Consider the following 25,429-nt stretch of genomic DNA (forward strand, 5'->3'; position numbering starts at 1 on the left):
CGTGTCGGTCGTTCGTGCCCGTGTCGGTCGTCCGTGTCCGCGTCGCTCAGGCGATAGAGAACAGCACGAGATTGTGGACGCCGGGGCCGAGGCCGACGGCGGCGACGAGACCGAGCAGGAGATAACCCTCCGTCGGTTCCTCGCGGACGTAGTCGGCCATCAGCACGACTACGCCGCCGGCGACGAGCAGTTTGACGAGGACGAACAGCCACGTCCCGCCGACGTACTGGGCGGTCGGCAGCGCCTGCCCGAGTTCGATGATGAGTCGCGACAGCGGCGTCCGTTCGCCGAATCCGAGGAGTTCGAGGCCGACGGCCGTCGAGACGCCGTCGAGGGTGTGGCCGAACAGTGCGAGGACGCCCACGCTCCCGGTGACGGCGGCCTCGGGTCGGAGTCGACTGAGGACGACCCACACGACGGCGGTGAGCGCGACGGCGACGACCAGGGCGACGGTGGGCCACGTCACCGCCAGCGAGTCACGGGCCTGACCGGCGAGAACGGCCGCGCCGAGCGCCGGGGCGAGAGCGAGCACGCCGCTGGCGGCGAGGACGGTCGGAACTCGCGCGCCGTCGACGGCGGCGTCCGCGCCGACCCACACCGCACCGACGACGATCGCGACGGAGACGTAGACGCTCGGTGTCCCGGCCAGCGGGTCGACGAGCGGCGGCAACGCGCCGACGACGTGCAGGACGTGGAGCACCGACCCGACGGCCATCCACGGAGCGAGGGCGACGACGTGGGCCGCGGTCACCGTCGGTCGCCGTGCCCGGACCCCGACCCCGACCCCGACGGCGGCGACGAGGATCACGAACAGGTAGGGAATCGGCGGCAGCGCGAACCCCTCCGGGAGGATCTGCATGGGTGAACGCGCGTCGCGTCGGGGTGAAAGCCTTACGGGACGGCGCGCGGATAGTGGGCGAGACGCGACGGACCGGGGACTCTTTGACGACCCGCCCCATCCGCACGAACATGAACAGAGCGGAGTTCGCCGCCAGCATCGACCACACCGTCCTCGGACCGGAGACGACGTTCGCCGACGTGAAGGCGGTGCTCGACGAGGCCGACGAGTACGGGATGAACGCCTGCATCCCGCCGTGCTACGTCGCCGAGGCGAGCGAGTACGCCCCCGACGTCACGCTCGCCACCGTCGTCGGCTTCCCGCACGGGCAGAACACGCACGAGACGAAGCGACTGGAGTCGGTCGACGCCTGGGAAGCGGGTGCCGACGAACTCGACGTCGTCGTCAACGTCGGCCGACTGAAGGCCGGCGACGACGACGTCGTCGCCGCCGAACTGTCGGAGATCGTCGCCGCCGTCCCCGTCCCGGTGAAGGTGATCATCGAGACGGCGCTGCTGACCGACGAGGAGAAGCACCGGGCCTGCCAAGCCGCCGAAGACGCCGACGCCGACATGGTCAAGACGTCGACCGGCTTCGCCGACGGCGGCGCGACGGTCGACGACGTCGAACTGATGGCGGAGTACCTGCCCGTGAAGGCCAGCGGCGGCGTCGGTAGCTACGAGGAGGCGATGGCGATGTTCGACGTCGGTGCGGTTCGCATCGGTGCGTCCAGCGGTGTCGACATCGTCTCTGGCTTCCCTGAGGAGTAGCTAACTCTCTCACTCGAAGGCGACGACGTAGTGGTCGTCCTCGCTCTCGCCGACGCCCGCGACGAGGAGGCCGTCGCCGGCGGCTACTTGGCTGACACCCCGCTGGAAGCGTTTCGCGAACCGCGTCGCGCCGACCCGAAGGTCGCCGATACCGACACCACCGCTCACGTCGAAGGCGTAGAGTGTGTCGCCACCGGTGTAGAGTGTGTCGCCGACCACTATCGGCGTGTGGTCGCCCGACGAACCGACGCCCACGGACCACAGTCTTTGCCCGCTCTCGGCGTCGAGGACTTTCACCTCCCGGCCGCCGTCGACGAAGACGCGGCCGTCTGCGACGGCGATGCCACCCTTCGCGAACCCGCCGACCCCGGTCGACCACTCGACGGTGCCGCGTCCGACGTCGATGGCGTACACCTTCCCGTCGAAACACCCCACGTAGAGGCGACCGTCGGCGACGGCGGGCGCCGACCGCGAGAGGTCGGGCAGCGGGGTCTGCCAGTGGCCGCCGCCGGACGTCCCGAGGGCGTAGACGTCGCCGCCCGTCGTCGCGGCGAACAGTTGGGTCTGGTGGACCGCGAGCGTCGTCTCGATCGAACCGAACACCGACCGCCGCCAGACGGTCTCGCCCGTCTCGGGGTCGAGTTCGTAGACGTACCCGCCGCTCGTCCCGACGTACAACTGGTCGGTGTTGTGTCCGAACGTCGGCGCGCCGTAGACCGCCTCGAACGTCTCGTCGCCGAACGTCCGCTCCCACAGTACCTCACCCGACTCGGCGTCGAACGCGCGGAGCCGCTCGTCGCCATCGCCGAGATAGGCCACGCCGTCGCGGACCGTCGGCGGTGCCCAGTAGATCGCACCGCGGTTCTCCGGGTCCGCAGACCACTTCACCTCGCCCGACGCGGCGTCGATAGCGAGGACGTCCGCACCGACCGGCGCGTAGACGGTTCCGTCGGCGACGACCGGTTGGGCGCTCGTCGAGTAGCTCTCGACGCGCCAGCGCTCGGTCGGCGAGTCGGTCGGTGCCGACCCCGCGGGGTTGTAGTTCGTGTTGTGTCCGTCGTGGCCGAACGTCGGCCAGTCGGCGTCGTCGCCGAAACAGCCAGCGAGGCCCGTGGTCGCGGACGTGCCGACCGCCGCGAGGAACCGACGGCGGTTCAGACTCATCGGACCTCCAGTGCGACGTACTCGTACGGTCCGCGATTCCGTTGCACACCGCCGTAGAGCGTCGTCCCGTCGGGATCGCTCGAGACGTGTCCGACCGTCCCGCCGAGTGACCGCTCGGAGCGCACTCGATCGAACTGGAGGCCGAGCGGGCCACTGCCGGGGTCGACGGCGTGCACCCCGTCGCCGCCGACGTAGACGGTGTCGCCTTCGAGCGCCGGCGGCGAGCTGCCGTGTCGGTAGACGCCGCCGTGATCGACCGACCACCGCCGCTCGCCCGTCTCCCGGTTGAGCGCCGTCGTCTCGGTCTTCTCGCTCGCGTAGACCGTCTCGTGCGTCGCGGCGAGTCCGCCTACGTTGCCGAGCTCGGTGGACCACGCGCGTCGACCCGCCGTGTCGAAGCCGTAGACGGCGAAATCACGACAGCCGACGGCGACGCGCTGACCGCTCACGTCGGGCGCCGTCTCGATGCCCGCGGGCACCGACGCTCGCCACTCGCCGCGCCCGCCGGACGTGTCGAGCGCGTACACCTCGCCGGCGGCCGTCGTGGCGACCAGCAGTTCCCCCTCGCGTGCGAGTCCGGTGACGGCGCCGAACAGCCGACGCGACCACTCCTCCTCACCCGTGTCGGCGTCGAGGCAGTAGACGTACTCGCCGCCGGCGACGTAGAGACGACTCCCATCGAGCACCGATGCCGCGTATCCCTCGCTCTCCATCTCGAACTCCCACCACACCGACTGGTCGTTATCGCCCGGACGATTTCGTCGCCGCCGGTGACGTAGAGCGTGTACTCGTCCACTGCGGGGGTGACGGCGTCGCTCGGTCGGTCGGCGGCGTCGACGACGCCGTTCACCGACCACCGTCGCTCGCCGGTCTCGCGGTCCAGCGCGAGGACGTCCGACGACGCCGGGACGAAGACGGTCGCGCCGGAGACGACGGCCTGCGCCGACGCCGGGCCGACGTTCGTCCGCCACTTCTCCGTCAGGTCGTCTTCACCTGCTCCGCTGGCCTCGCCGGTCGTACAGCCGGCGAGTGCGACGCTCGCGGCGCTCCCGAGTCCCACGAGCAACTGTCGTCTGGAGGGCATTTGCAGTCGCTTCCCCCGGGCGTGTAATCAGTCTTCAGGTCCGCCTACTCCAGTACGACCAGTCGACTCGGAGCGTCTTCGCCACCCGTATCGACGGCGAACACCGCGCCGTCGGCGACGGTGACGCCGCTACCGACCGACCCCTCGAACGGGTAGTGCCACCGCTTCCCGCCGAACCGGACGTCGTCGACGCCGAACCCCCCGTCGAGTCTGTAGGCGACGATGCCGTCCTCGCCGCCGAGATAGAGCGTGTCACCAGCACCGGCAGGCGGAACGCCGAAGTCCCCGTCGACCTCCCACTGGACGTCGCCGGAGCGTTCGTCGAGTACCGTCGCGTCGGCGAGGTCGGTTCCGCAGACACGACCGTCGGCGACGACGAACGCTTCGTGTGCGACTGGGCCGTCCTCGGTATGCCACCTCGTTCGACCGGCGTGTGCGCCGTCTCGGAGTCGGAACACGCCGCCGCCGAACGTGCTGGCCAACACGTCGCCGCCGTCGTGTTGGGCGCCGAGTGCCGTGATCTTGCCAGGGAGCTTCCGTCGCCACAGCCCTTCGCCGTCGTAGAGCGCGTAGACCTCGCCGCCCTCGGTCCCGGCGTGGACGACGTTGCCACGGGAGACGAGACGCGAGACGTGCCCGTACACCTCGAACGTCCAGTTCGCCTCCTGCGTCTCGAGGTCGAGGTGGTGGACGACGCCGTCGTCGCTCGCGACGACGAGCGACGACCACCCACCGTCGCCCACGGAGTCGGGTATCGGTGGCACGTCGACGCCGGTCCGCTCGTCACCGGTTTCGTAGCGCCAGCGTTCGCTTCCGTCTGCGGCGTCGAGCGCGAGGAGACCGCCGCCGCGACTCACACCGACGTAGACGGTGCCGTCGTCGACTGCCGGAGCGGTGTACCCCGGTGCGTCGGTGCGGTCGGTGGGTCCACGGCTCCACCGTTCCTCGCCGCTCTCGACGTCGATAGCGTGGAGGTGTGTCTGCGTGGAGAGGTAGACCGTCCCGTCGGCGACGGCGGGTCGACCAATCGACCAACCGACTTCGACGTTCCACCGTTCGGTCGGCTTCTCCGTCGGACCGACGGATTTTGGGTTGTATCCGCTGGCTACCGTGTCGAAGTGCGCCATCGGCCAGTCGGTCGTGCCGTCACCGTCGACGGCGGCCCCGGCGGTCTCGCGCTCACCGAGACAGCCCGCCGCGCTCCCGGCCGAGAGCGCGCCGACCGTCGTGAGAACCTGTCGTCTGGAGGGCATCTCCCCGACGTTCCGACGGCGCGATTAAGTATCTTGTCACACTCCCACGTACGAAACCACTGCACGAGACGACGCAGACCGTCGTGCTTTTGGCCACGCGTCCGGAACTCTCGGTAACTGAATGGCCCGATACCACATCGAGACCTACGGCTGTACGTCGAACCGGGGTGAGAGCCGCCACATCGAGCAGGCCCTGCGGGACGGTGGACACCACCCCGCAGACGGGCCGAGGGACGCCGACGTGGCCATCCTCAACACCTGCACGGTCGTCGAGAAGACGGAGCGCAACATGCTCACCCGGGCGAAGGAGCTGGAGGAGGAGACGGCCGACCTCATCATCACCGGCTGTATGGCGCTGGCGCAGGGTGAGGAGTTCCGCGAGGCCGGCGTCGACGCCGACGTCCTCCACTGGGACGACGTCCCGCAGGCGGCGATGAACGGCGAGTGTCCGACCGTCACCCCCGACACCGAACCCGTCCTCGACGGCACTGTCGGGATTCTCCCCATCGCCCGCGGCTGTATGTCGAACTGCTCGTACTGCATCACCAAGTTTGCCACCGGTCGCATCGACTCGCCCTCGGTGGAGGAGAACGTCCGGAAGGCCCGCGCACTCGTCCACGCCGGGGCGAAGGAGCTGCGTATCACGGGACAGGACACCGGCGTCTACGGCTGGGACGAGGGTGACCGGAAGCTTCCGGAACTGCTGGACCGCATCTGTGACATCGACGGCGACTTCCGAGTCCGCGTCGGGATGGCCAACCCCGGCGGCATCCACGGGATTCAGGAGGAGCTCGTCGACGTCTTCGATCGAAACGAGAAGCTCTACAACTTCATCCACTTACCTGTGCAGTCCGGCAGCGACGACGTCCTCGAAGAGATGCGTCGGCAGCACCGCGTCGACAAGTTCCTCGACATCGTCGAGGTCTTCGACAAGCGACTCGACTACTGGACCCTGTCCACTGATTTCATCGTCGGCTTCCCCACCGAGACCGACGAGGACCACGCGATGTCGATGGCACTGCTGAAGGAGGTTCGCCCCGAGAAGATCAACGTCACACGGTTCTCGAAGCGCCCCGGCACCGACGCCGCCGACATGAAGGGGCTCGGGGGGACGATCAAGAAGGAGCGCTCGAAGGAGATGAGCGAGGCCAAGATGGAGATCGTCGCAGACGCCTACGAGGGGATGGTCGGCACGACACAGGAAGTACTCGTCGTCGAGGAGGGGACTGGCGACTCTGTGAAGTGTCGCGACGGCGCCTACCGGCAGATAATCGTCCAGAACGCTTCGGAACACGGCGTCGAGCCCGGCGACTTCCTCGAGGTCGAGGTAACGAGCCACCAGACCGTCTACGCCTTCGGGACCCCTGTTTAACCCTACCGCGATCGCTCTTCTCTTCGGTCCGTCGCGCTACTCGACTCCGCGCGCTCGGGTCCGGCACCGTCCGGCAGGAGGGTTCGGACCGCCTGCAGGAGTTCGTCTTTCAACACCGGTTCGACGAGCTCGACCGCCCGGTCGTGCGTCGCGAGCGACTGTCGGTGATCGGTGACGTGGACGACGCCGGCTGCCGTCGACCCGTCTTCCAGTCGGTCGAGGAGGTCGGTCCGGTCGTCGAGGAGCTGGTGGTGATGACAGAGGACGACGTCGGCCCGCTCGAGCTGCTCTCCGGAGAGGTGGGCGATCTCGGAGACACGCTCGACCGTGTACCCCTCCGAGAGCCACCCGGAGAAGCGGACGTTCGTCGGGACGGCGGCGTCGACGACGAGCACTGTCGGAGCGGCGTCGGCCGCACCCGTCCACGCCGCCATCTCCGCCGCGATCTGTTGCAGTTCGTACCCTCGCTCTGCGAGGTCGTACTCGACGTGCGGCGGCGACTCGCTGTGGACCGTTCGCTCGACGAGCCCCGTCTCGGTGAGCTCGCGCAGACAGTCCGTGAGCACCTTCGGCGTCACACCCAACTGCCGCTTCAACTCGTTGAACCGGTAGGGACCGTCCTGCTGCAACTGCGTGAGGACCTCGAGAGACCACTTGCGTGCGAGTATGTCTGCGACTTCGCGGACGTCTTCACGCTCGGCGTCCGTCGTCAGGGTGGACAGCGGTGGCCCACTCTCGGGGTCGATTGCCATACCAGGACCAACGGCTACTTCGGGGATAGTAATGATCGACGTAAGGTTCAGTTCACACTGTTTCACCGCCGCAACAACAGTTGCAGGCCTTGAGAGTGCCGTTTTCGGACGCCGACGTCCATCGGCGACAGCTGTCTCAGCGGCAACGTTTTGCCGACGCCGAGGGTATGGACTGTGATGAACGCGTCCCCGAAGCAGTTCCTCCGGGACACACTCCAGACCGTCCTGCTCGTCGCGCTCCTCGCGGGACTCCTGTTCGCGGCGAGCGGCGTCTGGCCGCCGATGGTCGCAGTCGAGAGCGGGAGCATGGAACCGCACATGGAACGCGGCGACCTCGTCGTCGTCACGGCACCGGACCGGTGGACGGCGACGGCGACCCCCCGCGACAGCGGCGTCGTCACGGCCGACCGAGCGGGCGGCTACGAGCGGTTCGGCGCTCCCGGCGACGTCGTCGTCTACGTCGTCCCCGACCGTCGGGGCTCTCCGATCATCCATCGGGCCCACTTCTACGTCCGAGCGGGCGAAGACTGGTACGTCCGGGCCGACCCCGAGGCGCTTCCCGCTGGCGTCGACGACTGCACCGAACTCCTGAACTGCCCCGCTCCCCACAGCGGCTACGTGACGAAGGGGGACGCCAACGCCCACTACGACCAGGCGAACGGCATCGCCCCGCCCGTCAAAGAGGAGTGGGTCGTCTCGAAGGGTCGGTTCCGCGTGCCGTTGCTCGGGTGGGTTCGCCTCCTCACCGCCGTCGTCGTCTGAATCTCAGCGCCGAGAACGGTCACAAACTACTAATTATTCGTCAACGTATCGATATCTATGTCGAGAGACGGTCGTCCGTCGCTGGTTCGAGAACTCCTCCGTCCGTTCGTCGTCGTGGTCGTGCTGGGCGTGGTTCTCGTCGGTGTGACCGGGGTGTGGCCGCCGATGGTCGCCGTCGAGAGCGGGAGCATGGGACCGCACATCGAGAAAGGTGACCTCGTCGTCGTCACCGAACCCAGTCGCTGGACCGCGACGGCGACGAGCGACTCCGGCGTCGTCACTGCTCGTCGAGCGGACGGCTACCGGCGGTTCGGCGGCCCCGGCGACGTGATCGTCTTCGACACCCCCGAGTGGGAGGGGTCGCCCATCATCCACCGGGCGCAGTTCCACGTCGAGGCGGGCGAGAACTGGTACGGGCGCGCAGACCGATCGTATCTCCCCGCGGACGTCGACGACTGCACCGAACTCCTGCACTGTCCGGCCCCGCACGCCGGCTACATCACGAAGGGCGACGCCAACCCGCACTACGACCAGGCGCACGACCGGGTCGCCCCCGTCCGCACTCAGTGGATCCGGTCGAAAGGGGGCATCAGAGTTCCCGAACTCGGCTGGGTCCGCCTGTTTCTGAGCGGGAAGGCGACGTTCGCATAAACAGTGGTGTCGTCGGTGTGGTGTCCGTAGACACCGGCGTGGTCGGTGTGGCGTCGTCGAGGGCCACGATCCGGTGGCGACCACGTCGGCGACACGCCGAGTGGCGGTCGGAACGCCTGTCGCCGTCGAGCGCGTCGTGACACTTTCCCCCGGTGACAACTCTTATCCCCCTCACACGAGTGCGACCCGTATGGACGTTTTCGTCGGCCGATTGATGTCGTCTCCCGTTCGGACCGTCACGCGAACCACCCCGATCCAGGAGGCCGCGACGCTGATGCTCGACAACGGTATCGGTTCGGTCGTCGTCGTCGACAACGTCGGCCACCTTGACGGCATCCTGACGGCGACGGACTTCGTCACCCTCGCCGCGGACGGCCAACCGGCCGAGGAGACGGAGGTCCACGAGTACATGTCGACCGACGTGATCACGGCCACGGCGAACGACCTCATCACTGACGTCGCGGAGACGATGCTCGACCGCGGTTTCCACCACGTCCCGGTCGTCGACGAGACGGAGGGCGTCGTCGGCATCATCACTACGACCGACTTCACGGCCTACCTCTCGGAGACGAACCTCGACAACGACGTCCAGTAGGGGTCGTCGTAGAAACTCATCGGGTTTCTCCGTGAGAATCGAACCCTGTGGCTCGTCGGGGATCTCTGGTCTTCCGGCCGGCGACGACAACCCCTACGAGCACCCGTCGACAGGGCCGTAACGGTCCCGTTGTCCGAACGATCTCCGAAAATTGTCAATTTCTTCGACCGGAGGCGGCACTCGTCGTCCGGTCGAGAGCGACCGGTCAGCGGTTCTCGCCGGTCGGTCGCTCGACGGGTGACTCGTCGACGCCGAAGTTCGCGAGTCGGTCGGTCTCTTCGTCCTCCTTCCACTCGCCCAGCTCCTTCGGGTCGACGTGGACGAACACGTCGTCGACGGCGTCCAGTTCTCGAATCGACTCGATGACGTCCGTCTCGATGCGGTGGGCCTCCAGCAGCGTCAGTTCGCCCTCGACCTCGATGTGGAGGCTGACGTCGATCTCCGGGCCGACGTAGTGAGCGATGACGTCGTGTGCGCCTCTGACGTCCGGATGCGACAGCGCCCGCTGGACGATCTCGGCGCGGAGCTCCTCCGGCGGGGCGGCCCCAACGAGGTAGCTGACGTTGTCGCGGACGATCTCGACGCCGGTGTAGAGGATGCCGAAAGAGACGACGCCGGCCGCAAGCGGGTCGAGGACCGGGTAGCCCAGTCCAGCGCCGACGACACCCACCAGCGCGGCGGCCGCGGTCAGGATGTCGTTGCGGTTGTCGAGTGCGGTTGCGACGACGGCCGGCGAGTGTCGCTCCTGGCCGACCGCGAGACAGTACCGATACAGCAGGTACTTCGCGAGAGCGCCGAAGACGAGCACCCCGACCGCGAGGAGACTTCCGCCGCCGGTGTAGCTCCCGGCGAGCACCGTCGTCACCGACTGCCAGAGCACCGCACCACCCACCACGAACACGCCGACCGCGATGAACAGCGACACGAACGGTTCGATGCGTTCGTGGCCGTGGGGGTGCTCGAAGTCCGGCGGCTGGGTGGTGATGTAGAGTCCGGCGAGGACGACGAGACTGTAGACCGTGTCGGTGAGGCTGTTGATCGCCTCCGACTGGACGGCGAGACTCCCGGTCGCGAGCCACGTCGCGCCTTTCACCGCGACGAGCAGCGCGTTGACCACGAGGACGACTAATCCGACGCGTCTCACCGCCGTCTTCCGGTCCATCTGGTCTTGCGTTGGACGGGGGGAGCAAAAGACGCTTCGGGGTCGACTCGCCGTCGCTGGGTGACTCGCCGTCAGGGAGTCGAATCGCCCCGGTCAGTCGAAGCGGACGGCGTCCGTCCCGTCGACCACCGTCGCTCCCGGCAGGTCGGCGAAGGCGTCGTGGAGTCGGTCGTAGCTGTCCTCCAGCGCCTCGACGATGACCTTCGTGTCGCCGACGACGGGCATGAAGTTGGTGTCGCCGTCGAACCGGGGGACGACGTGCGTGTGGAGGTGGTCGTCGATTGAGCCGCCGGCCGCGTCACCGCCGAGGTTCTCGCCCGCGTTGAACCCCGCTGGGTCCATCGCCTCGCTCAGCGCGTCGAGGGTTCGCTCCTTCAGGCGGGCGTGGTCGAGCAGTTCCTCGTCGGTGAGGTCGCCGAACTCCCCGGTGTGTCGCCGCGGGATCACCATCGCGTGACCCGGGTTGTAGGGGTAGTTGTTCAGGAGGACGAAACTGTGCTCGCTGCGGGCGACGATGCGCGACTCACGGTCGTCGGTGCGGTCGGGGAGCACACAGAACGGACAGCCGTCGGGGGCGTCGTCGTCGTCGCGTTCGACCCACTCGATCCGCCACGGGGCGAAGATCTGATCCATGGGGTCACCACTCACAGCGGCCGTTTCAACCTGTCCAAAACGGCGGAATATCCGGCTTATGCCCCTGCTAAGCCACCGATTCCGTGGACAGAGTCACTCAGGGACGTTCGTAAAGACTCTCGTCGTCTCTGAGTCCGTTTCTGTGTCCCACATCGTCGCCGTCTTGCGATGAACAGTTGAAATAATCCGGGACGGAGGTTTCCCTTTATTCGGTCTCCGCGAGTCCCACAGAATGCTATGGCAACGCAACCATCCGACCTTGACGGAGTTACAGAATCATGCTCGGAATGCGCACGTGAGACGCTCCACGAGGTCAGGGTGGAGCTCCGAACAGAGAGCTCAAAGCCGGAGAACGCGGAGTTCTCTCGGGAGCCGTATCGAGTGGCGACCTGTATGGAATGTCAGACCGAAACGATTCAGCGGATGAACAACGCCTGAGCGTTCACCGCATCGTACTTCTTCAGCGACGACCGCAGTAACGCGGTCGACGCGTCAGCCGTGACGAAGACTCACTCCGTCGTGATCTCACACCCGTCCTCAGTGACGATGACGGTGTGTTCCGCCTGACTGATGAGTCGACCAGCCTCTTCTTTGAGTACCGGATAGCCGCGGACGACGCCCGCCTGCTTGAGTCGTCGGAGTGCCATCTCTGCGCGCGGTGAGTCGACCCATCGCGAGGCGAACGGGAGACCGTCGAACTCGCTGGTGATCTGATCGAGCACCTGTCGCGCCCCGCGGTTACGAACCGACCGCTCCTGCTGAAGCTCGAAGATCTCCTCCTTCGACCCCTCGGTCACCTTCCCGCGGCCGTCGGTCGCGAACGGCTCGATTGCGACGACGTCGCCGACCTCCAGTTCGGTGCCGCGGTCGACGCCGCGGTTCGGGATGCTCGGGCCGGTGTGGGCGTCGTACTGCTGGACGCCGTGTCCCGAGAGGTTGAGCACGGGCGTGTAGCCGTAGCCGCGGATGACGTCCTCGATCTCGGCGCCGACGGTGCCGGTGTCGACGCCGGCGGCGACGACGTCGAGTGCGGCCTCCAGCGCCTGCTCTGCGGCCTCGACGAGTTCGTCGTTGCCCGAGAAGTCGATAGTCGTCGCCGCGTCGGCGATGTAGCCGTCGACGTGGACGCCGAGGTCGAGACAGACCATGTCGTCCTCGCCGAACGCGAGGTCGTCGTCGCGTCCGGGGGTCGCGTGGGAGGCCTCCTCGTCGATGCTGATGTTGGCGGGGAACGCACAGCCGTCGGCGAGCTCCTCGATACGCGACTCGGCGTGTTCGGCCACTTCGAGGTGCGTGACGCCGGGTTCGACCATCTCGGCGGCCTCGTCCATCACCGTTCGAAGGACGTCGCCCGCCTGGCGATGCTTTTCGACCGTCTCGTCGTCGAGGGGTCCGATGCTCATGGCTCCTGTTACCGTCGAAGCCGGCAAAGAGGTTCCGGCATCGAAGCCGTCGAGTCCCGGGGTTTCTGTCCGCCACGCTCCCGATACGTTTCCGGCGACGCCGTCCCGGAGACGATCGCTGTGAGGGCGCTCTCGGAGAGAACCAACCGGGACTCGCCGTGCTCCGGCTGGCGACGACAATCCTTCTCAGCGGTCGACTTCGCCCATGATGGTGTCGAGACTACCGAGCGAGGCGATGAGGTCGGGGACGTACCCGCCTTCGGCCATCTCGGGAAGCGCCTGGAGGTTCGAGAACGACGGGCCGCGGATCTTGAACCGGGCGGGCGTGTCGGTGCCGTCGGCACGGATGTAGATACCGAGTTCCCCCTTGGCGGCCTCGACGGCGCGGTAGACCTCCGTGTCGTCGTCGGGTTTGAGCGTCCGGGGAACGTTCGCCTGGATCGTCCGGTCCGCCTCGGGCCAGTCTTCCAGCAGGTCGACGCACTGCTCGACGATCTTCGCGGACTCCTCGATCTCTCGGAGTCGGACGAGCAGGCGACTGTAGTTGTCATAGCCGTCTTCGACGGCGACGTCCCAGTCGAGTTGGTCGTAGTAGCCGTAGGGGTCGTCGCGGCGGAGGTCGTAGTCGATGCCGGAACCACGGGCCACGGGGCCGGTACAGCCGTAGCTCTTTGCGACCTCCGGCGGTAAGACGCCCGTGTCGACCGTGCGGACCTGCAGTATCTCGTTGTTCGACAGCAGGTCGTGATACTCCTCGAGCCGGCGAGGGAGTTCGTCGGTGAACGTCCGAACCTTGTCGAGGAACTCCCCGCGGGGTTCGGGGAGGTCCCAGACGACGCCGCCGAGGCGGAAGTAGTTGAACATCAGCCGCTGGCCGGTGAGGTCCTCGAGAATGTCCTGCACTCGCTCGCGGTCGGTGATGGCGTACATGAACGTCGCGGTGAAGTCGCCGACGATGTCGAGCGCGTAGGCACCGACCGCGAGGAAGTGTGCGAGGATACGGCTCAACTCGGCGCTCATCGTCCGGATGATCTGTGCGTACTCGGGCACGTCGACGTCCGCGAGAGTCTCTGCCGTCCGTGCGTAGGCCCACTCGTTGAGCAGGCCCGCACCGCTCCAGTCCCACCGGTCGGGGTACGGCATGATCTGGTGGCGGTAGGTCCCCTGCTGGCACATCTGCTCCTCGCAGCGGTGGATGTAGCCGATGTCCGGGTCGAGGTCGACGACCTGCTCGCCGTCGAGCGTCACCTCGACGTGGAGCACACCGTGCGTCGCCGGATGGTGGGGACCGATGTTGAGAAACATCGTCTCGCCGCCGTCGCCCTCCTGATCCGGTTCGATGGGGTTGGCGTTCTCTCGGTACGGGACGATCTGCGGGCGATCCTGTTCGTAGTCCATCGAGAGCGGGTGGCCCTGCCACGTCTCCGGAAGGAGGATGCGCCGGAGGTCCGGATGGTCGGCGTACTCGATGCCGACGAGGTCGTACGCCTCCCGCTCGTGCCAGTCTGCCGTCCGGAACACCGGCACTGCGGACTGACTCACGGGGTCGTCCGTGCTCGTCGGGACGACGACGCTCACCTCCTGTGTGGGGTCGTCGTACTTCTTCAGATGGTAGACGGTCTCGTATCGGTCCTCGTACTCCTGGGCCGTCACACAGGAGAGGTGGTCGAACCCCGCCTCGTCGCGGAGCGCGAAAAGCACGTCCTGCACCTCGTCCGGTCGAACCACGTATCCGGGAGCGTGCAGATGGTCGTCGCGGGCGAGCGCACGGTCCTCGAGGAGGGCCGAGAGGTCGTCTGCGGAGGCTGCGTCTGTCTCGACTGGATGCTGTGAACGAGCCATAATACTTCGGGCGCTCGGTGTCGCGCCACGTGGCGATTCGCAGCAGACCCCGGTGGGCGTTCTGCCGCACGAGTGAGACTATTTTTAAGCTCCGGGCGATACGTCGGACCAATGAAATCTCTGCGCCTCCGTCTCGAACTCGGCGCGGCCACGACCCACCCGATGCACGAGTTCGTCTGTCGACGCGACGACTTCACCCGGACCCGACTGCTCCACTGGAACCCCGACGTCGAGCGGACGACGTCGATGATCTTCCACGTCGAGGGCGACGACTCGGAGGCATACGACGCCGCACTCGACGACGTCGCGGCGGTCGAGGAGTACCGGCTCTCAGTTCGGGACGGTGGCTCGTTCTACGTCTACGTCCGCGAGGAACAGGCGGCGGCGGACGCGCGGTTGATGAGCGTGTTCAGCGGTGGCAACCTCGTCGTCGTCCCACCCGTCGAGTATCGGAGCGACCGCTCGATGGTGTTCAGTCTCGTGGGGACGACGGAGGCGGTGCAGTCGGCGGTCGGAGAGACGCCCGACGAGGTCGGGGTCGACGTCCTCCGGGTCGCCGACTACGACGCCGGGGCCGTCGATCCAATGCTCCAGATCACGCCGCGGCAACGAGAGGCGGTCACGGCCGCCGTCGACGTCGGCTACTACGGGGCGACGCGAGACGGTTCCGTGGCGGACGTCGCCGAGGCGCTCGACTGCTCGACGGCGACGGCAGCGGAGCATCTCAGGAAGGCGGAGGCGGAGATCGTGTCGCGAGCGGTCGAGCGACGGCTGTGACTTTCACCGCCGCGCGACGCTCGTCTGCATCTCGTCGCTGTTAAACGCGCTCCCCGCACCGCCTTCGCCGTCGAGGACGATGACGCCGGCCGACGACCCCGTCAACTCGCCGAACTCGTCGATGGCGGTCTCGGCTGCCTTCTGTGCGCTCATCCCGTCTTCGAGGTGGCGAACCGCCCGCCGCGAGAGCGTCACCTTCGCGATATCCTCGCCCGCGCCCGTCGCCGACGCGGCCCCGGCGGGTGCGGCGTAGAAGCCGGAGCCGATCTGGGGGACGTCGCCGACGCGCCCGGCCAGTGCGAACCAGCGGCCGCCGGTGGAGGTGGCCGCAGCGAACTGTTCTCTGTCGAAGGCGACTGCGCCGACCGTATCGTGGTCTGAGAAGTCGGCAGAGTCGGTGATCGTTCCGGAATCGTCCCCGCTTACATCTGCCGTCGGGTCGCTCGTCGACCCGCCGAACCGTGAGTCGAGCCACTGGAGGTGTTCTCGGGGACTGCCCTGCGGCGGGTTGGCGTCGCTCCACCGATTCCGGGTATCGTCGGTGAAGAGATCGACGTCGGTGTCGACGCCGAAGTCGGCGGCGAGGTCGACGGCGTGCTCGCCGGCGACGAAGACGTGCGGGGTCTCCTCGGCGACGACGCGGGCAACGGAGACGGCGTGTTCGACGCCGGCCATCCCGGCGACGGCCCCGGCCTCGCGGTCGGAAGTCATCACGCCCGCGTCGGTGCGGACGATACCGTCGGACTGGACTGCACCGCCGACACCGGCGTTGAACCGGACGTCCGATTCGAGCATCTGTACCGCGGCTTCGACCGCGTCGAGCGGTGTCGACTCGGCCGCTCCTGTCTCGGCCGCTTCGTCAAGCACTGCCTGTCGGGGGGCGGGGTCGTCGGGGACGCCGCCCGCGCCGCCGTGGACGATAACGTGCATGTCTCCGGCGTGGCGGGTCCACGACATGGACGTATCGGTTCGTATGTTCCTGTGGTGATTCACGTGTCGGTTCCTGTACTCACCTGGCGGTCTGGGCCCACGTGTGTCGATACCGGCGAAAGCAATCGGACAGAAATAATTTCTCGACAAACAGAAAATCAAAACCTGGTATATGCCCGAGACGAATGCGAAGCTGACTCGACGTTCGGTACTCGCCGCCACCGCTCTGAGTGCTCTCGGTAGTTCGACTGCCGTCGCACGGTTGCAGTCCTCGGTGGACGCTGGATCCACCGCATCCGTCGACGACGGCGGGCTGACGCGGGACGAAACCGGATGGCCACAGCCGGGTTACGACAACGGACGTACCGCGTACAGCGGGGCGTCGGCACCGACGACGGAGCTCTCGGTCGCGTGGGAGCGAGACGACTCTGACCGGCCGTTCCTCGTCGCCGGCGGCCGCCTCTACTACAGCGTCGACGGCGACGAGGCAACGACGGTCCACGCCGTCGACGCGGCGGACGGGTCCGACCTGTGGACGACCGAGGTCGGGAGCGAAGCGTACGCGGGGTCGCGGGCGCTCGGCCGCCACGCCGGCGCGGTCGTCGACGGGAGGGTGTTCTTCTGTACCTACGGTCGGACAGTCGCGCTCGACGCCGAGGACGGCTCCGAGCTCTGGTCGGCCGACACCGGTGGGATGTCGGTCGGGGTGACTGCCGACTCGGTCGTCGTCGGCAACACTAACGGCGAACTCACCGTCCTGTCTCGCGAGGACGCGAACGTCCGGTGGCGTCGCGACCTCGACGTCACGCTCCAGTTTGCGGTCGTCGACGGGGTGGTCTACGTCTCGACCGACGGTTCCGACGAGTCGCTGGTCGTCGCCCTCCGAGTCGACGACGGGTCGGAGCTCTGGAGCGGTTCGTTCGAGTCCGACCACGGGTTCGTCGCCGCGACCGACGACCAGGTGTACTACTGGCGGGCCAACGAGTTCTACACACTCGACGCCGACACCGGGGAGACGCTGTGGACGAAAGAGGGGGGAACCCTCGACTACGGCGAGGTCGAGAACGTCGCGCTCCATGCGGTCGGCGCAGGCGTCGTCTACGCGACCGTCGACGAGGAGTTCGGCGCGTACGACGCCGAGACGGGCGAAGCGCAGTGGACCGTCGAGTCGTCGCCGAGTACGTCGGGGCCGACCGTCGCTGGCGACGTCATGTACTCCACGGCCTACAACGGCGTCGACGAGACGGAGACGCTCGTCGTCCGTTCGCTCGACGGCGACGTCGTCGCCGAACACGGCGTCGAAGGCGTCAGCGGCGAGGTGATCCCGACGGCGGACGCGTTGTACGTCACGACGCGGGACGACCGATTGCTCGCGCTCCGCGGGTCGAGTGAGGACGGGAGCGACGGTGACGACGGAGAGAGCGAGGACGGGAACGACGATGGTGACGAAACCGGTGAATCGGACGAGTCGGACGGCTCAGACGTCGACGACGGCTGTTGAGCACCGTCTCGGTCGTCGACCGGCGAGGGTCGTGTGAATACACGCCGTTTCGGACAATTATTGCCCGTCGCGGGGGAGAACGGCAGGCCTTTTACACCGCGTCGAAAATCATTCAACGTTCATGAGCTACGACAAGGTCGAGGTCCCCGAAGAGGGCCAGCAGATCACCGTCGACGAGGAGACGAACGAACTCCACGTCCCCGAGAACCCGATCATCCCGATCATCCACGGCGACGGGATCGGAACCGACGTCGGTCCCGCCGCTCAGAAGGTCCTCGAAGCCGCCGCCGACGCGACCGGTCGCTCCATCTCCTGGATGCGCGTCTACGCCGGCGAGTCCGCCCGCGACAAGTACGACGAGAACCTCCCGGACGACACGGTCGAGGCGATCAAGGAGTTCAACGTCGCGATCAAAGGGCCGCTGACGACGCCGGTCGGCGCCGGCTTCCGCTCGCTGAACGTCGCGCTCCGTCAGAAACTCGACCTGTACGCGAACGTCCGCCCGACCTACCACATGGACGGCGTCCCTTCGCCCGTCAAGAACCCCGAGAAGATGGACATGGTCACGTTCCGTGAGAACACCGAAGACGTCTACGCCGGCATCGAGTGGGAAGCCGGCACCGACGAGGTCCAGCAGGTCAAGGAGTTCGTCGAAGACGAGATGGGTCAGGACGACATCATGCACGACGGCCCCATCGGCATCGGCATCAAGCCTATCACCGAGTTCGGCTCGAAGCGTCTCGTCCGCGAGGCAATCGACTACGCCATCGAGAACGACCGCCCCTCCGTCACGCTCGTCCACAAGGGCAACATCATGAAGTTCACCGAGGCTGCCTTCCGTGACTGGGGCTACGAGGTCGCAGAGGAGGAGTACGACGTCACGATCACCGAGGACGAACTCTGGGAGGAGTACGACGGCGAGCGTCCCGAGGACAAGATCGTCGTCCAGGACCGCATCGCGGACAACATGCTCCAGCAGCTCCTGACGCGGACCGACGAGTACGACGTCATCGCGACGATGAACCTCAACGGCGACTACATGTCCGACGCCGCCGGCGCACAGATCGGTGGGCTCGGCATCGCCCCCGGTGCCAACTTCGGGACCGCACGCTGTCTCGCAGAGCCGGTCCACGGCAGCGCGCCGAAGTACGCCGGTCAGGACAAGGTCAACCCGACCGCGATGATCCTCTCCGGCCGTCTGATGCTCGAGTACATGGGCTGGAAGGACGCCGGTCAACTCGTGAAAGACGCCGTCGAGGAGACGATCTCCTCGGGTGACGTCACCTACGACCTCCACCGTCAGATCGAGGGCGGTAACAAACTCGCCACCAGCGAGTTCGCCGACAAGGTCGTCGAGAACATTGAGAAGCTCTCGTAGAGAGCTTCTCTAACTCGCGCGGTGTAACCGCGCGAACATCGAGAAACTGGCGTAAGCCAGTTTTTCTCCCTTCGCGGCGCAGCAGCGAAGACATCGAAAAGCTCGCTTAGGCGAGCTTTTCGAGCACCGGAAATCTTCGATTTCCGAGCGCATCGAGAAACTCTCGTAGAGAGCTTCTCCTCCTCGCACGGCGTAGCCGCGCGGATAGAACGTCTCTGTTGCTTCTCTCTTTCGTCTCGCAGACGACGCCCGCTCCCGTTCAGAACTCGGCAAAGAGCGTGTCGTAGAAAGACGGTCATGCTTTTATGAACAGCCGGAGGCCGAAGTATGATATTACAGACCCTCTGACAACAGACTGATGCATTGGTTTCGAAAAGCACGATACGCGATCGCTCTCTTAGTGATTCCACTCACTGGAATCGGCTTCGCTACGCAGATCGGCGAACACTCCACGCAATATATTGCAACGGTGTATCTCATGTTAGCAGGAATGTTTGTCCTGACCGTGGGTATCGCGTCTGCAGACCATTCAGTAACCGAGTGGCTTTCGTGATCTGAGATCGATTCTATGACACGCTGCGGCAAAACCGATCGCCGGTCGTGGGGTAATGTCTCGAGTCGCGTGGGCGTCGACTCGTAGCTACTCCTGCCAGTCGGGGTTCGTCCGCGGAGGGCTGAAGACGTCGATACCTCTCACCGGGACGTCGCCACGGTTCTCGGCGCCGTGGGGTTCGTCGCTCGGGATGACGTAGGAGTCGCCGGGGGCGACGACGACCTCCTCGCCGTCGTCACCGACGAGGAAGGTGAGTTCCCCCTCGACGATGTACCCCGTCTGCTCGTGGTGGTGGTTGTGTACCGGAACCTCCTCGTCGGGGTCGATCTCGAAGTGCTGGACGCTCATCTCGTCGCCGACGGCGAGTTGGGCGAGGTGGACGCCCGGGACGGCCTCCGTCGGTTCGACCGAGTCGAGTGGAACTCGTTCCATACCACGCTGTTCCGTCCCACGGGGTAATCAGCGTACCCCCCGTCGCTTCCCTCTCCGATCCGGGCTATCTTATGTTGTACAAAACGACTGTTTCATCGTCTTTATCTTCTGCATAATAAAACAAGTCCCCCGGTCGTGGTAGGAGTATGCACGAACGGTCTTCGACGCAGCAAGTCTCGCGACGAACGATGCTGAAGACGCTCTCGGCGGCCGCCGCGGTCGGCGGCTCCGCCGGCGTCGTCGGTGCGGCCTCCGACGACGGTGACGAACACGAACTCGTCGTCGAGGGGTCTGGCTCGGTCGTTCGCTTCGAGTTCGAGGCGACGAGCGAGGTGTACGGGAGCGACCTCGAGTCGACCGACACTATCTACGGTTACGCGGTCGAGGGACAGGTCTCGACGCTGAACGACGTCTACCGGTTCACCGGCGACCTCGAATCGTTCACCATCACGATGGGGAGTGCCGACGACGTGCGGGTGACGCTCGACGGCGCGGAACTCCCGACGGCGGGTGACGGAGCGACCGTCGCGGACGACGAAGTCGTCATCGAGGAGTTAGAGACGCACGTGCTGGAAGTCTGCGGCACCGGTCCGGTGACGCGCTTCGACCTCGCGGTCAGCGGCTCCGTCTGGGGGTCCGACCTCGAAGACACCGACACCGTCCGTCTCCACTCGGTCTCCGGACAGGTCTCGACGCTGGACGACGTCTACGAGTACACCGGGCGGATCAACTCCTTCGAGGTCACCGACGGGAGCGCAGACGACCTCGTGCTCGTTCACGACGGCGTGGAGACGACGGCTGCCGAACTCGACGGCTGACCCGGGCTCACCGTCGACGTCCGTCCGTTCAGACGACGGGTCGACGGCCGAGCACCGCGTTGAGGACGCCACCGAGGAGCATGACGATGGCACCGAAGTAGAGCCAGGTGATGAACAAGAGGATCGCACCGAGGAGGCCGTAAGCCTGGTACTTCCCTGCCTGTTGGGTGTAGAAGAGGAACGTCACCTGTAGCACAATCAAGCCGACGGCGGTGAAGACGGTTCCGGGAAGCACCTCCCGAACCGACACCGGAACCGGCGGTAACACGTAGTAGAAGGGAAGAAACACCAGAGCGAGCGTCGCGAGGAGCACCAGCGTCCCGACGAGTCGCTGGTAGCCGAACGGCAGTTGGACGTATGTCATCGCGACGCCCATCGCGACGATCAGCGCGACCGCGAGGACGACCAGTCCCATGACGACCAGTCCGTCGCGGATCTGTTCGAGCAGCGACGGCGAGGTGTGCTCGCTGTAGATCTCCGAGAAGGCGATCGAGAGCCCCCGGAACACCTTGAGGCCGCTCCAGAGCGTGACGAGCAGACTGGCGGCACTCGCCCCCGCTCGGCCCGTGCTGCTGGAGAGCGCCCGTCGAAGAACCTCTTGACCGCTCTGTGAGAGCACCGACTGGATTCGCTGGAGCAGGGCGTCGACGACGGCCTCGCCACCGAAGAAGGTGCTCAGGGCGAGCGTGAGGATGAGAAGCGGGACGAACGACGCCAACGCGTAGTGCGCCACGCCCGCGGCCATGAACGTCACGTCGCGTTCTCGTACGACTCGAACCACCGACCGAACAGTCTCAGTCGCACTCACACTGTCTCACTCCGTAGGCGTTCGTCCATCACCGGGAAGAGCGTTGTTGCCGAGAATCCGAGGATTCTCCGTCGTTCCCCTCCGGGGATTCAAGCACGACGGGGACGAACCTCGACCCATGTACGCGGTCGTCGGTTGCAACGACTGTAGCAACCTCTGGCTCCTCTCCGACGCGGACGCGGCGGAGACGGCGAACTGCTCTCGCTGCGGGAAGACCCACCAGACGCGCAAACTGCGGCGGTTCTTCGAGTCCGAGAACCACGCCGAAGCGCGGCAGGCGCGCGCCGCCATTCTGGCCGGGAAACGGGGCGACAACGAGGCGTTTCAGAAGATCGACTCCGTCGCCGAGATGGAACGACAGTTGGAGGACGCCGGTATCGACGACCGGGAGTATCTCGAACGCTCGGGGTTCGACGCCGACGAGATAGACGAGATTTCGGCCGCCGGCGACGTCTCGGGGTCCGCCTCGCGGAGTCGACGCGACGTCGTCACGGACGCAGTTCGCGAACGGGACCGACCGACCGAGGAGGACGTCGTCGAGTACGCGGCCGAACACGGCGTCCCGGCCGAGGCGAGTCGGGAACTCCTCGAAAAACTGCGGCGACGGGGGGAGGTCAGCGAGAGTCGCGGCCGCTACCGACTGCTCTGAGCGGGTCGGTTCAGAGCACGCCGAGCAGTCTCAACGCCGTCAGCAGCGACACGAGCGTCCCGAGTGCGACCTTCAGCACCCGCAGCCACCGGTAGGCGAGCGAGTCGGCCGGGTCGTCGGACGCCTCTGGGCAGTCACAGGACATGGGTGTGGGTACGCCCGCCGGTACTCGCCGACGAGCGCATTTTACGGTTCTGCGTGTCGGGAATTAAAATCGAGCCTCGCGTGTTCGGTGAAAGTGAAACTGTAGCACACGAGCGGGAATCGTGCGGTAGATCCGTCGAAAATGTCGATACTGGGAGTATCTCCCACAGAGCCGTCTCCGGCCGGGGGTGAAAGTGAACCCGATTCGAGCGTCGCTACCGACCTAGACTCTCGTGGGCGCTGGAGAGATGCCGCGACCCGAGGGCGGCGAGCAGCGACAGTTCGCCGGCGAGCGCGCCGACGGCGACGCACTCGGCGAGTGCGTCTGCGTTCGCCCCGGCGGGGTCGCCGCCGCCGCGGACGCCGACGATATCCAGCCCTTCGGCCTGCGTCGGCAGTTTCGTTCCGCCGCCGACGGTGCCGACTTCGAGGCTGGCAAGCGAGACGGAGACGTAGAGATCGCCGTCCTTCACGTCACCGGTGGTGATGGCGTTCGACCCCTCGACGACCTGTGCGGCGTCCTGTCCGGTCGCGAGGAACATCGCGGCGACCACGTTGGCGACGTGGGCGTTGAACCCTAAACTTCCTGCCTTCGCGCTACCGACGAGGTTCTTTCGGGTGTTGATCTCGGCGATCGCCTCGGGCGTCGTGTGGAGTCGGTCCTCGACGACCTCGCGCGGGATCAGCACGTCGGCGGTCACGCTGCGGCCGCGGCCCTCGACGGCGTTGACCGCGGCGGGTTTCTTGTCCGAACAGAGGTTCCCCGAGAGTGCGACGAGCGAGGCGGCCGTCTCCGCCTCGACGACGTCGGCGGCCGCGCGGGTGGCGATGGTCGCCATGTTCATCCCCATCGCGTCCTTCGTGTCGTAGCGGAACCGCAGGTAGACGTTGTCGCCGACGACGTACGGCGTCACGTCGAGCAGTTCGCCGTGGTTGGTCGTCTCCTCGGCCGCCTCTCTCAACTGCGCTTCGTTGTCACGAACCCACGAGACCAGCGCCTCGGCCTCGGCGACGTCGGCGACGCGGAACACCGGTGCACGGGTCATCCCGGACTTGGTGACGCGGGCGGTCGCCCCACCTGCGGCGTCGATGACCGAACAGCCGCGGTTGACGCTCGCCAGCAGCGCACCCTCGGTCGTCGCCAGCGGGAGGTACGTCTCGCCCGACGTCGCCGCGCCGTCGACGGTGACCGGGCCGACGACGCCCATCGGAATCTGCGCCGCGCCGACCATGTTCTCGATGGCGTGGTCGGCGTCTTCGGCGGGAAAGCTGTAGTCGCCGACGGTGTCGAGGCTGGCGCCGGACTGCTCCTCGACGAGGAGGCGTCGGGCCGCCGCCGCCGTGTCGGCGTCGGCGTGCTCTTCGAGTTCGTGGAAGCGGAGGTCGCCGCTCTCGACCTTCGCTGCGAGGTCTGCCGGGTCGCTCATACCGCTTGGTCGTCGCGGCGGTCGCTAAGGACTGTCGGTTCGGCGTGTGGCCCATTCCCGAACCTCTTTGGCCTCTCCGCACCCTGCGACCGTATGACGCAGGCAGCCGATCTCCTCCTCACGAACGCGGAGGTTCACACGCTGACCGACCCCGACGAGACCCACGAAGCCGTCGCCGTCCGCGACGGGCGCATTGTCCGCGTCGGCCCCGAGTACGACGTTCGCTTCCTCGAAGGCGTCGACACCGAGGTCGTCGATCTGGACGGCAGAGTGCTCCTCCCGGGGTTCGTCGACGCTCACACCCACCTGACCGCGACGGGGCGCTCCCTCGTCCACGCCGACCTCTCGGGGGCGTCCGGCCCCGAGGAGGCCGTCGACCGACTGCGGGCGCGAGCGGACGAGACGGCGGACGGGTCGGGAGGGGAGTCGGAGACGGACGAGTGGGTGCTCGGGTTCGGCTACGACGAGAGCACGTGGGCCGAGTCGCGCTATCTCACCCGTGAGGACCTCGACGCAGTCAGCGACACTCGCCCCGTCGCCGCCTTCCGCGAGGATATGCACGTCGCGTCGCTCAACGGCGTCGCTCTGGAGCGTCTCGTCGACGAGATGCCCGCCGCGGACGTCCACCGCGAGGGCGGTGACCCCACCGGCGTCGTCGTCGAGGAGGCCGTCGACCCGGTCTACGAGACGATCGAACCCGACGCCGAGGGGACCGAGCGACTGATCCGCGCAGCCCAGGAGTACGCCAACGAACGCGGCGTCACCGGGGTCCACGACATGGTGCGGAAGTCCCGCGCGCCGGAGGTCTACCGGACGCTCGATCTCGCCGACGAGCTCTCGCTTCGCGTCCGCATCAACTACTGGGCGGACCACCTCGACGCGCTCGTCGAGACGGGCGAACGGACGAACCACGGCAGCGAGTTCGTGCGGACCGGTGCGATCAAGACCTACACCGACGGCAGCTTCGGCGGCCGGACGGCGAAACTCTCGGAACCCTACGCCGACGACGCCGAGGCGACGGGTCAGTGGGTCGTCGACCCCGACGAGTTGGCCGACCTCGTCACCCGCGCCGACGAGGCGGGCTTTCAGGTGACCGCTCACGCCATCGGCGACGAGGCCATCGACGCCGTCCTCGACGCCTACGCGGACTGCGAGCATCCCGGCGAGTCGCGCCACCGGGTCGAACACGTCGAACTCGCCAGCGACGAGGCGATCGACCGGTTCGGTGAACTGGGCGTCGTCGCCTCCGTCCAGCCGAACTTCCTGAAGTGGGCCGGCGAGAGCGGACTCTACGCCTCCCGACTCGGCGACCGGCGGACAGAGACGAACCGCTACCCCGCACTGCTCGACGCGGACGCTCCGCTCGCGTTCGGGAGCGACTGCATGCCGCTGGACCCGCTGTTGGGCGTTCACCACGCCGTCGACGCCCCCGCCGAGAGCCAGCGGCTCGGCGTGACCGAGGCGCTCCGGGCCTACACGCTCGGCGCCGCCTACGCCGGGTTCGACGAGGACAGACTCGGAACCGTCGAGGTCGGAAAGCGAGGCGACCTCGTCGCGCTCGATCGGTCACCGTGGGAACACGCGGAGTCGATCGCAGACATCGACGTCGCACTGACCGTCGTCGACGGCGACGTCGTCTACGACGGACGGTAGCGTCGCCGAGACGGACGGCGACGACCGCGGTACTCGTTTTCTCCGATTCGGCCTTTCGTTAGCACGTACTGACTTTCG

Annotated in this window: 26 protein-coding genes and 1 pseudogene; 12 read left to right on the forward strand and 15 right to left on the reverse strand. The window is 66.8% G+C overall.

Annotation, left to right across the window (positions count from 1 at the left end; translation table 11 throughout):
* Nucleotides 1-46 precede the first annotated feature (46 nt).
* Nucleotides 47-859: a DUF63 family protein gene (locus BSG17_RS01945; protein WP_089820772.1), complete on the reverse strand. Its 813-nt coding sequence runs from the start codon at nt 857-859 to the stop codon at nt 47-49.
* A 110-nt stretch (nt 860-969) separates the two neighbouring features.
* Between BSG17_RS01945 and deoC the strand changes: the two genes are divergently transcribed.
* On the forward strand, nt 970-1,608 hold the full coding sequence (gene deoC / locus BSG17_RS01950) for a deoxyribose-phosphate aldolase (RefSeq protein ID WP_089821017.1): 639 nt from the start codon (nt 970-972) through the stop codon (nt 1,606-1,608).
* 9 nt (nt 1,609-1,617) lie between these two features.
* Here the strand turns inward: deoC and BSG17_RS01955 are convergent, their stop codons facing one another.
* The 4 genes and pseudogenes from BSG17_RS01955 to BSG17_RS01970 all read right to left on the reverse strand — a co-directional run bounded on the left by BSG17_RS01955 (nt 1,618) and on the right by BSG17_RS01970 (nt 5,109).
* The gene (locus BSG17_RS01955) at nt 1,618-2,772 is read right to left on the reverse strand and encodes an outer membrane protein assembly factor BamB family protein (RefSeq protein WP_089820773.1); all 1,155 of its coding nucleotides are present in this window, start codon (nt 2,770-2,772) and stop codon (nt 1,618-1,620) included.
* Nucleotides 2,769-3,485, reverse strand: coding sequence for an outer membrane protein assembly factor BamB family protein (locus tag BSG17_RS01960; RefSeq protein WP_089820774.1), 717 nt, complete (start codon nt 3,483-3,485; stop codon nt 2,769-2,771). The genes BSG17_RS01955 and BSG17_RS01960 overlap by 4 nt, the downstream gene beginning before the upstream one ends.
* Nucleotides 3,458-3,856 (reverse strand): annotated as a pseudogene (locus BSG17_RS28550) (hypothetical protein); the annotation flags it as partial. The gene BSG17_RS01960 and the pseudogene BSG17_RS28550, both read right to left, overlap by 28 nt.
* Nucleotides 3,857-3,900: 44 nt before the next feature.
* The gene (locus BSG17_RS01970; RefSeq protein WP_089820776.1) at nt 3,901-5,109 is read right to left on the reverse strand and encodes an outer membrane protein assembly factor BamB family protein; all 1,209 of its coding nucleotides are present in this window, start codon (nt 5,107-5,109) and stop codon (nt 3,901-3,903) included.
* A gap of 121 nt (nt 5,110-5,230) precedes the next feature.
* Here BSG17_RS01970 and BSG17_RS01975 point away from each other — a divergent pair, with 121 nt between their 5' ends.
* Nucleotides 5,231-6,481, forward strand: coding sequence for a tRNA (N(6)-L-threonylcarbamoyladenosine(37)-C(2))-methylthiotransferase (locus BSG17_RS01975; protein WP_089820777.1), 1,251 nt, complete (start codon nt 5,231-5,233; stop codon nt 6,479-6,481).
* A 2-nt stretch (nt 6,482-6,483) separates the two neighbouring features.
* Here BSG17_RS01975 and BSG17_RS01980 read toward each other — a convergent pair whose 3' ends face one another.
* On the reverse strand, nt 6,484-7,233 hold the full coding sequence (locus BSG17_RS01980; protein WP_089820778.1) for a winged helix-turn-helix transcriptional regulator: 750 nt from the start codon (nt 7,231-7,233) through the stop codon (nt 6,484-6,486).
* 177 nt (nt 7,234-7,410) lie between these two features.
* On the opposite strand from BSG17_RS01980, the gene BSG17_RS01985 reads away from it, so the two are divergent.
* The 3 genes from BSG17_RS01985 to BSG17_RS01995 all read left to right on the forward strand — a co-directional run bounded on the left by BSG17_RS01985 (nt 7,411) and on the right by BSG17_RS01995 (nt 9,241).
* On the forward strand, nt 7,411-7,995 hold the full coding sequence (locus tag BSG17_RS01985) for a S26 family signal peptidase (protein ID WP_089820779.1): 585 nt from the start codon (nt 7,411-7,413) through the stop codon (nt 7,993-7,995).
* A gap of 57 nt (nt 7,996-8,052) precedes the next feature.
* Complete coding sequence (locus BSG17_RS01990; protein ID WP_089820780.1) at nt 8,053-8,646, forward strand: S24/S26 family peptidase; 594 nt, start codon at nt 8,053-8,055, stop codon at nt 8,644-8,646.
* A 190-nt stretch (nt 8,647-8,836) separates the two neighbouring features.
* On the forward strand, nt 8,837-9,241 hold the full coding sequence (locus BSG17_RS01995; protein ID WP_089820781.1) for a CBS domain-containing protein: 405 nt from the start codon (nt 8,837-8,839) through the stop codon (nt 9,239-9,241).
* A gap of 205 nt (nt 9,242-9,446) precedes the next feature.
* Here BSG17_RS01995 and BSG17_RS02000 read toward each other — a convergent pair whose 3' ends face one another.
* Together BSG17_RS02000 and BSG17_RS02005 are read right to left on the reverse strand one after the other, a co-directional pair.
* Nucleotides 9,447-10,403, reverse strand: coding sequence for a cation diffusion facilitator family transporter (locus BSG17_RS02000; protein ID WP_089820782.1), 957 nt, complete (start codon nt 10,401-10,403; stop codon nt 9,447-9,449).
* Nucleotides 10,404-10,496: 93 nt separating this feature from the next.
* Entirely contained in the window at nt 10,497-11,036 is a 540-nt protein-coding gene (locus BSG17_RS02005) for an HIT family protein (protein WP_089820783.1), read from the reverse strand.
* A 237-nt stretch (nt 11,037-11,273) separates the two neighbouring features.
* Between BSG17_RS02005 and BSG17_RS28555 the strand changes: the two genes are divergently transcribed.
* Nucleotides 11,274-11,474, forward strand: coding sequence for a DUF7835 family putative zinc beta-ribbon protein (locus BSG17_RS28555; RefSeq protein WP_089820784.1), 201 nt, complete (start codon nt 11,274-11,276; stop codon nt 11,472-11,474).
* A gap of 71 nt (nt 11,475-11,545) precedes the next feature.
* On the opposite strand, the gene map is transcribed toward BSG17_RS28555, so the two are convergent.
* Nucleotides 11,546-12,439, reverse strand: a complete 894-nt coding sequence (map, locus tag BSG17_RS02015) for a type II methionyl aminopeptidase (protein ID WP_089820785.1) — start codon at nt 12,437-12,439, stop codon at nt 11,546-11,548.
* A 186-nt stretch (nt 12,440-12,625) separates the two neighbouring features.
* Entirely contained in the window at nt 12,626-14,281 is a 1,656-nt protein-coding gene (locus BSG17_RS02020) for an NADH-quinone oxidoreductase subunit D (RefSeq protein WP_089820786.1), read from the reverse strand.
* 111 nt (nt 14,282-14,392) lie between these two features.
* Here BSG17_RS02020 and BSG17_RS02025 point away from each other — a divergent pair, with 111 nt between their 5' ends.
* The gene (locus BSG17_RS02025; protein ID WP_089820787.1) at nt 14,393-15,058 is read left to right on the forward strand and encodes a helix-turn-helix domain-containing protein; all 666 of its coding nucleotides are present in this window, start codon (nt 14,393-14,395) and stop codon (nt 15,056-15,058) included.
* Nucleotides 15,059-15,061: 3 nt separating this feature from the next.
* On the opposite strand, the gene BSG17_RS02030 is transcribed toward BSG17_RS02025, so the two are convergent.
* A complete protein-coding gene (locus BSG17_RS02030) occupies nt 15,062-15,988 on the reverse strand; it encodes an isoaspartyl peptidase/L-asparaginase (RefSeq protein WP_089821018.1) in 927 nt (308 codons plus the stop codon).
* A gap of 172 nt (nt 15,989-16,160) precedes the next feature.
* Here BSG17_RS02030 and BSG17_RS02035 point away from each other — a divergent pair, with 172 nt between their 5' ends.
* The gene (locus tag BSG17_RS02035) at nt 16,161-17,489 is read left to right on the forward strand and encodes an outer membrane protein assembly factor BamB family protein (protein WP_089820788.1); all 1,329 of its coding nucleotides are present in this window, start codon (nt 16,161-16,163) and stop codon (nt 17,487-17,489) included.
* 121 nt (nt 17,490-17,610) lie between these two features.
* Nucleotides 17,611-18,867, forward strand: coding sequence for an isocitrate dehydrogenase (NADP(+)) (icd, locus tag BSG17_RS02040; RefSeq protein WP_089820789.1), 1,257 nt, complete (start codon nt 17,611-17,613; stop codon nt 18,865-18,867).
* Nucleotides 18,868-19,507: 640 nt separating this feature from the next.
* Here the strand turns inward: icd and BSG17_RS02050 are convergent.
* A complete protein-coding gene (locus tag BSG17_RS02050; protein WP_089820791.1) occupies nt 19,508-19,852 on the reverse strand; it encodes a cupin domain-containing protein in 345 nt (114 codons plus the stop codon).
* A 146-nt stretch (nt 19,853-19,998) separates the two neighbouring features.
* Here BSG17_RS02050 and BSG17_RS02055 point away from each other — a divergent pair, with 146 nt between their 5' ends.
* Complete coding sequence (locus BSG17_RS02055; RefSeq protein WP_089820792.1) at nt 19,999-20,670, forward strand: hypothetical protein; 672 nt, start codon at nt 19,999-20,001, stop codon at nt 20,668-20,670.
* A gap of 28 nt (nt 20,671-20,698) precedes the next feature.
* Here BSG17_RS02055 and BSG17_RS02060 read toward each other — a convergent pair whose 3' ends face one another.
* Entirely contained in the window at nt 20,699-21,478 is a 780-nt protein-coding gene (locus BSG17_RS02060) for a YihY/virulence factor BrkB family protein (protein ID WP_089820793.1), read from the reverse strand.
* Between the two features lie 118 nt (nt 21,479-21,596).
* On the opposite strand from BSG17_RS02060, the gene BSG17_RS02065 reads away from it, so the two are divergent.
* Complete coding sequence (locus tag BSG17_RS02065) at nt 21,597-22,127, forward strand: DUF5817 domain-containing protein (RefSeq protein ID WP_089820794.1); 531 nt, start codon at nt 21,597-21,599, stop codon at nt 22,125-22,127.
* Between the two features lie 10 nt (nt 22,128-22,137).
* Here BSG17_RS02065 and BSG17_RS28190 read toward each other — a convergent pair whose 3' ends face one another.
* Entirely contained in the window at nt 22,138-22,272 is a 135-nt protein-coding gene (locus BSG17_RS28190; protein WP_280141150.1) for a hypothetical protein, read from the reverse strand.
* Nucleotides 22,273-22,486: 214 nt separating this feature from the next.
* On the reverse strand, nt 22,487-23,698 hold the full coding sequence (hmgA, locus tag BSG17_RS02070; RefSeq protein WP_089820795.1) for a hydroxymethylglutaryl-CoA reductase (NADPH): 1,212 nt from the start codon (nt 23,696-23,698) through the stop codon (nt 22,487-22,489).
* A 93-nt stretch (nt 23,699-23,791) separates the two neighbouring features.
* On the opposite strand from hmgA, the gene BSG17_RS02075 reads away from it, so the two are divergent.
* Nucleotides 23,792-25,351, forward strand: coding sequence for an amidohydrolase (locus BSG17_RS02075; RefSeq protein ID WP_089820796.1), 1,560 nt, complete (start codon nt 23,792-23,794; stop codon nt 25,349-25,351).
* Nucleotides 25,352-25,429 lie beyond the last annotated feature (78 nt).

This window comes from Halogranum amylolyticum (assembly GCF_900110465.1).
GTDB classification, from domain to species: domain Archaea; phylum Halobacteriota; class Halobacteria; order Halobacteriales; family Haloferacaceae; genus Halogranum; species Halogranum amylolyticum.